The sequence below is a fragment of the Rheinheimera sp. genome (assembly GCF_036568245.1).
GTDB lineage: Bacteria > Pseudomonadota > Gammaproteobacteria > Enterobacterales > Alteromonadaceae > Alishewanella.
The window spans coordinates 1-5,325 of record NZ_DATCSY010000046.1 but is presented as its reverse complement, the minus strand read 5'-3'; the positions used below and the strand labels follow the sequence as shown (position 1 = coordinate 5,325).

The window sequence follows — 5,325 nt, the reverse complement described above, 5'->3', positions numbered from 1 at the left end:
GCCGCTTAACAGCTTACAGCGTGGTTGCCCTTGCTGAAAAGATGGAATATCCAGCACCAGCTCACCACTAGCCTGCACCGGCAGCGGTAAGGGCAGCATCGGTATCAACTGTGCTACCGGCAATTTTACCAGACCGTCAGTTAATGCGGCCCCGTTAAAACCATAGCTGGCGGTACCTTTGAAATACGGCTGTTGCGGGTTCTTTGCGCTGCCACTTTGCAACGCAAACTGTAGCTTACCGGTAAATAGCTGCCAGCCATTCATTCGCCACTGTACGTCAGTCAGTTGTAAATTCTGATATTGCACGCCAGCAATATTGCCCTGCCATAAAGTGCCGCTGATCCCCCCTAACTGCACCTGAGCAGGCAACGGCACCAGCTTAAACCACCAGCTGGCCGGCGTCAGAAACAGGGTAAACAACAGATAGCTGATGACACCAATAATGATCAGTTTTGCTTTTGTCATGCGATCTGCTTACTCCACTACCATACGTCGTACCCGCACTATGCCGGGCTTATCTGCGGTTGCGATATCCAGGTTAACCAGCGTTACACCGTGCTGATACTGCAGCGTGTGCAACCAGCCCAGCAGTTGTTCAAAGCTGGTATCTTCCAGCACCAAGGTTAACTGCTCATTCTGCGGCTGCATCCGGCTGACGTTCACACCTGCACTGCGCGCACTGTTACTGATAATCTGCTGGATGCTACCGCCGCTGCGGGCCGTTTTATTACCAGCGGCTTTTAGTTGTGGCAGCAGTTGTTGTAACTGACTGAGCTGCCTTTGGGCAGCCTGCACTTTTTGTTGCTGCGCCGCATTGGCCTGATGTAGTGGCTGCCACAGCAGCCAGTAAAACAGGCCAACAGTCACCACTATAGCGGCCCATGTCAGCAACCGCTGCTCACGCTGCTGTAAACCAGCCCACCAGCTTAAGAATTGTTGCTTCATACCCTGCTCCGCATTGCAATACTGCCCTGAACCTTGCCGCCATCGTTGCTAAGCGCGCCCTGCTCGACAACAAAGCCAGCTTGTTCCAGCGCGGATTTCAGCTTCTCAAAGCTCTGAAAGCCATCGCCTATAGCCTGAAAACGTAGTTCTGACCTTTTACCGTCAAAGCGCAGATTTTCCAGACTGATATCTGGTACACCTGCCAGCTGTTGTTGTAGCTTATCCAACAACACCAGAAAACTCTGATCGGTATTACCGCCGACAGCAGAGAGTTTTTGCTGTAACTGCAGGTTAAGATTCACAATACGTTCTTGCGGAAAAGCCTGCAGGTACACCGTCTGACTTTGCTGCTGTAACGCCGTATGTTGTCTTGTCAGCTGCCAGTTACTAAAGCCCAGCTGCAACAGATATACCGCCAGACAGGCGCCGAGTAACACTGCGCTGCTACGCCATAACTGCAGCTGAGGGTTTACTTTACGTCTGGGTTTATAGTCACCTTGCAACAAACTGAAATCACTATGCTGCAGTTGACTGGCCAGTAACGCCAGTGGCAGCTCAGGCTCAGCCAGCTGGTGGCTTTGCATCAGTTCCTGCGGCCACGGGCTGTAACTGGTAAGCATAGGCAACGCGGCCAGCTGCAGATAATCACCCCACCAGGCAGCATCAATAGCTGAGACCTGCCAACGGCTTTGTTTTAACAACCATTGCTCATGCAACTGGATGCAGGCTGGCAACTGTTGCTCTGGCAGCAGTAAAGCATCAGGTAGCATACGGCTGACGCTAAAACCAGCTTCCTGCAGCCAACTTAACCATTGCTGCATGCGTTGATGCTGACACACAGCCACCTGCTGGCTGTACTGACCATCGTGCTGTTCTGTCGCCCCCAGCGCCAGAAACAGCTTTTCGATATCTTCTGCCTGCTCTTCTTCGAGCATATAAGGCAGCGCCTGCAACAGTTGCCGGTTTGGCTTTGCCGGTAAATTTACCTGCTTTAATACCACGTCCGACGCTGGCACTAACGCCACTACCGGCCGCCCGCCAAGGCGGACAGCCAGCTCAGGCAATTGATCTGCACCGGCAATTTCACCGCTGGCAATCACTTCCTGGCTGTGGCTGGCCCACACCAGCCAGCTGACGCTTTGCTCTGCCCGGCTACCTAGCCGGATCACCAACTGTTCACTCACCCCTGGCCTCCAAATCGCCGGGCCAATACTTTGACCTGATTATTTTCATCTAATTTTAGTACCGACGTTAATATGAACCCGCTCTCCAGATAGGCGGCTGTTGCCGTAAGCTGGAAACTGTCAGACTTAACGCTGAGCATTGTTTTTACCTCATCAGGCACAGTGATACCTGCCAGCGCTTCGCTGCCAAACACCTCTTCAATAGTGGCAAACCCTTCCTCGGGCCGGCCGGCAATCACATCTGCCGCGCCTTGCTCTGTCAGCTCAGGAATCAGCGCCGCCAGCAACACTGCTGTATCCTCAGTCAGCGTGTTAACGTTCAGTACCAAGCCACTGTTTTCTGGTATCACGCACACATAAGGCGCCAGCAACTGATAATCCGCTGGTGTCAGATCCAGAATCACCCTCAGCTCCGATACACTGGCCATCAGACCATTAGCGGCATAGTAAGGGAACTGCAACGAGGCGTAATCATCGTCTTCAGCGCTGCCCGCTGTACTTAACAGGCTGTCTTCATCTAACCAGTCACCAAGCCGGGCGACCAGATATTCTGCCGGCATCGACAGTTCACTGCCTTTTAGCTCCAGCAGCCGTAAAAAAGCTTTTTGGGCCGGGCTTTGCTCGTTGCGATTGCCGTTTTGTGCGCTGACATTTTGCAGCGCATTAATATTAAAACAACTGTGCAGGTCGATAATATCACCGGCTATGGTGCCGTTTTCAACCGGGAACGTTGCCCCCTGCAGCGCCCAGTCCTGACCTAAGTTGACACTTTCCTCACCCGCCAGTGTGCGGCTGAGCAATACTTTCGCAAACTGCTCGGCACCCATCGCATACCAGAATGCCTGCTGCTGTTGCTGTACGTTTTGCTGACGTTGCAGTTGCAACTGCAGCCGGACTGTCATATTCACTGCGATCACCACCACAATGGCAATAATCATCAGCACTGCAACCAGAGCCACACCTTGCTGGTGGCGAACAGCTGTCATTCTCGCGCCTCCTGCGTCACTACAGCATCCGGCAACATAAAAATCCGCTCGAGGTTGCCCAAGGCTTCATCCACTAAGGTAATGCGCACTGCCTGTGGAAAATTAGCATCCTGCCAGCGCTCCAGCCATTCCTCGCCCTGTAAATAGTGAACCTCGAACCCGCTTAAGCCAGCTTGCAATTGTTGCACCTTGGGTTCGGTGCCGGTGACCGCGTCCGGATACAGCGTAAACAAGCGTTGTAAGGTGCCGTCCTGTAAACGGTAAGCAACCGCCTGGATCTCACTGCGCGGCAATACCATGCCCGGGTTGCGCCAGCCCTGGCGCACAAAGCTGACACCGTGGTCTTCGCTTTCCAGCAAGAACTTCTCGCCAAACAGGCGATATTTCGCCGGCGCCTCACCGTCAAGCCGCACATGCCGCACGCTGATCTGCATAAAATCACGTTCCAGCATCAGCATGGTGCGCTGCAGCTGCACTAACCGTTCGCTTTCTTGCTGCGATAACTCATCGCTTTGCGTCACACTGCTTAAAATCGCGACTGACGCCAGGCCAACCAGGGCAAAAATAGCCGCGGCCAGCAGCATTTCAATAAAAGTAAAGCCTGCGCTGCGCTTAACCACCGGGCTTCCCCCGGTAACTTTGCAACTGGTACAGCACCTGCTCTGGTGACTCGGCCAAACTGACACTGATTTGCACCAGGCGCAGATCCTCATCGGCCAGTTTGCTCACCTGCTGCTGCCACAGCCAGTCACGGTTTGCCATTTTTACTTCGCCCTGGCTTTTTTCTTTACCGGGCCATTCTTTATCGAGCATCGCCAGTTGCATCTGATTGTCGGCGATATAACTGGCAATGGTTAAATCATCTAACTGGCTGAGATTGCGGATATGCGCCGAACTGGACTGCATAATCGCCAGTCCCGCAGTGGCGAAAATCGCCATCGCCACCAGCAGCTCCAGCAACGTAAAGCCATTACGCTTCATGGTCGCTCCGTCGATACCGCACTGCGGGTTAGCGGAATGGCAAAATCGGTAGACACAGCGCTGTATAGCAGCGTCAGATCGGAATTTTCAGTCAGCAGCAGCTGAAACGGGCTGATTTCACCTGATGACAAAATAAACACCTGTGGCAATACCGGTATTTTACTGTCCTCTTCTGTCTGTTCGTCTTCATCTAACTGCCACTCAAGCTTGCTCAGCAGGTTAGTTTCCTCACCCGGCAGCCCTTCCAGCTCCAACTGCAGTGCAATATTGTCCGGTAACCGGTGCTGAGCGACACCGGCGGGCTCTTCTGCAGCAGCCCATTTGCCGTCATCATTGTTGTAGTAAAGAAAGCCGTAGCGATCAGGCAAAATGTACAAGCCCCATTCCTGCTGCTTTAGCATGGCAGTTTCTGCGACAAACTGAAAAATCTGCTGAAACCGCTCGGCTTCTTTTTCCAACCGCTCTTCCCGCGATTCACCACTGAAATTCATCACCACCATCGTTGCCAGCAAGCCAATCAGCAACATCACCAGCATTACCTCTACCAGGGTAAAACCGTTGCGCCGATAAGGTATTGCCGGCAACGTCAGCATTAGTTGCTCTGCGCCTCGTTAGCGTCCAGATTCCAGTTACCGATGTCGTCATCTGTGCCGGCAGTGCGGTCTGGCCCCTTGGTCAGGATATCAATCCGGCCCACCTGGCCCGGGCTTATCAGGATATAATCTTCATCCCATGGGTCTTTCGGTAAGCGCCGGATAAAGCCACCGTCCGGAAAAGCCCGTGGCACCGGTTGTGATGTTGGCGCGGTAACCAGTGCCTGCATGCCTTGCTCTGTTGTCGGATAAAAGCCGTTGCGTAAGCGGTACATATCCAGCGCGCTTTCCAGCTGCTGAATATCCACCACCGCTTTTTGCCGCGCTGCCTGTTCCTGATTACCAATCAGGTTAGGCACTACCATACTGGCAATAATGCCCAGAATGACGATAACTACCATCACTTCCAGCAAGGTAAAACCGCGCTGCTTGTTGTTCTGTTGCCTTTTCATACTTATCCACCACCTACCATATTGTTTAACGCTAAGATGGGCTGCAAAATCGCCATCACAATAAATAACACCATACCCGCCATCACCGCGACCAGCACCGGTTCAAATACTTTTAACGACACTGTGACCAGGGTTTCAAATTCGCGGTCCTGCGTATTTGCCGCGCGCTCCAGCATAGAATCTA

At 53.0% G+C, this 5,325-nt stretch carries 9 protein-coding genes; all 9 read right to left on the bottom strand.

Annotated elements, in window-relative coordinates:
- Positions 1 to 465: type II secretion system protein N (gene gspN / locus VIN66_RS02200; protein WP_331922470.1), on the bottom strand; the 465-nt coding region annotated here is incomplete at its 3' end.
- A 9-nt stretch (positions 466 to 474) separates the two neighbouring features.
- Entirely contained in the window at positions 475 to 945 is a 471-nt protein-coding gene (locus VIN66_RS02195) for a type II secretion system protein M (protein WP_331922469.1), read from the bottom strand.
- Entirely contained in the window at positions 942 to 2,129 is a 1,188-nt protein-coding gene (gene gspL / locus VIN66_RS02190; RefSeq protein ID WP_331922468.1) for a type II secretion system protein GspL, read from the bottom strand. The genes VIN66_RS02195 and gspL overlap by 4 nt, the downstream gene beginning before the upstream one ends.
- Positions 2,126 to 3,115, bottom strand: a complete 990-nt coding sequence (gspK, locus tag VIN66_RS02185) for a type II secretion system minor pseudopilin GspK (protein ID WP_331922467.1) — start codon at positions 3,113 to 3,115, stop codon at positions 2,126 to 2,128. The genes gspL and gspK overlap by 4 nt, the downstream gene beginning before the upstream one ends.
- Positions 3,112 to 3,735: a type II secretion system minor pseudopilin GspJ gene (gene gspJ / locus VIN66_RS02180; protein ID WP_331922466.1), complete on the bottom strand. Its 624-nt coding sequence runs from the start codon at positions 3,733 to 3,735 to the stop codon at positions 3,112 to 3,114. Before gspJ ends, gspK begins: the two co-directional genes overlap by 4 nt.
- The gene (gspI, locus tag VIN66_RS02175; protein WP_331922465.1) at positions 3,728 to 4,096 is read right to left on the bottom strand and encodes a type II secretion system minor pseudopilin GspI; all 369 of its coding nucleotides are present in this window, start codon (positions 4,094 to 4,096) and stop codon (positions 3,728 to 3,730) included. The genes gspJ and gspI overlap by 8 nt, the downstream gene beginning before the upstream one ends.
- Positions 4,093 to 4,689 (bottom strand): type II secretion system minor pseudopilin GspH, encoded by a 597-nt coding sequence (gene gspH, locus VIN66_RS02170; protein ID WP_331922464.1) that lies wholly within the window; start codon positions 4,687 to 4,689, stop codon positions 4,093 to 4,095. Before gspH ends, gspI begins: the two co-directional genes overlap by 4 nt.
- Entirely contained in the window at positions 4,689 to 5,141 is a 453-nt protein-coding gene (gene gspG, locus VIN66_RS02165) for a type II secretion system major pseudopilin GspG (RefSeq protein ID WP_331922463.1), read from the bottom strand. Before gspG ends, gspH begins: the two co-directional genes overlap by 1 nt.
- Before the next feature lie 2 nt (positions 5,142 to 5,143).
- The coding region (locus tag VIN66_RS02160) for a type II secretion system F family protein (protein ID WP_331922462.1) at positions 5,144 to 5,325 on the bottom strand (182 nt) is incomplete at its 5' end.

Bases quoted from the DNA above. Each gene is read 5' to 3' on its own strand.
- VIN66_RS02195 (WP_331922469.1), bottom strand. From the start codon at position 945: ATGAAGCAACAATTCTTAAGCTGGTGGGCTGGTTTACAGCAGCGTGAG.
- gspK (WP_331922467.1), bottom strand. From the start codon at position 3,115: ATGACAGCTGTTCGCCACCAGCAAGGTGTGGCTCTGGTTGCAGTGCTG.
- gspI (WP_331922465.1), bottom strand. From the start codon at position 4,096: ATGAAGCGTAATGGCTTTACGTTGCTGGAGCTGCTGGTGGCGATGGCG.
- gspH (WP_331922464.1), bottom strand. From the start codon at position 4,689: ATGCTGACGTTGCCGGCAATACCTTATCGGCGCAACGGTTTTACCCTG.
- gspG (WP_331922463.1), bottom strand. From the start codon at position 5,141: ATGAAAAGGCAACAGAACAACAAGCAGCGCGGTTTTACCTTGCTGGAA.